The 533-nt window shown below is 75.0% G+C and carries 1 protein-coding gene; it reads right to left on the bottom strand.

Features of this window, described 5'->3' with window-relative positions:
* The coding region (locus CCN51_RS47000) for a hypothetical protein (protein ID WP_143676125.1) at window positions 1–440 on the bottom strand (440 nt) is incomplete at its 3' end.
* Between the last annotated feature and the right edge of the window lie 93 nt (window positions 441–533).

Genomic DNA, 533 nt, shown 5'->3' with positions numbered 1-533 from the left:
CCCTCGGCCGTGCTGGTGGGGCGGTAGCGGCCGAGGCCGTGGACTATCCGGAGGGCGGGGAGGTCGCAGCCGGTCCGGGCGGTGAAGGTGACGGTCGCGACGCGGGCGCCGGTGAGGCGGCGGCGCAAGGAGGGCTCGTACTCGACGATGGGGGGCTCGGCCGGGATGCGCAGGGAGGCGGCGCCCTCGGTGTCGACGGCGGGGTCGGGGACCAGGGCCTCGACGGTGAGCGTGACCGCGCCTCGGCCGACGGGGAGGTCCAGGCCGCCGTCGTGTTCGTAGACCCGGCGCTGACAGCGGATGTCGCCGTCGCGAGGGCCGTCGCCGGCCGTGGTCACGTCCTCGCGGCGCCAGCGGACGCGAGCGGTGAGGGCGGAGTCGGGCCAGGCCCAGAGGACGAGGAGGTGGTCGTCTCGGCGGATGGCCTCGAGTTGGGTCACCGGGACGGAGCGGAGGGTGGGGGCCGGTTCCCGTCGCGGCGTTTCGAGTTCGAGTTCGGGTTCGGGTTCTGGTTCGGGTGTGGGGATGGGTGG

Origin of the sequence: Streptomyces milbemycinicus (assembly GCF_002154605.1) — a bacterium.
GTDB lineage: Bacteria > Actinomycetota > Actinomycetes > Streptomycetales > Streptomycetaceae > Streptomyces > Streptomyces milbemycinicus.
This window is presented reverse-complemented; position numbering and strand designations above follow the sequence as displayed.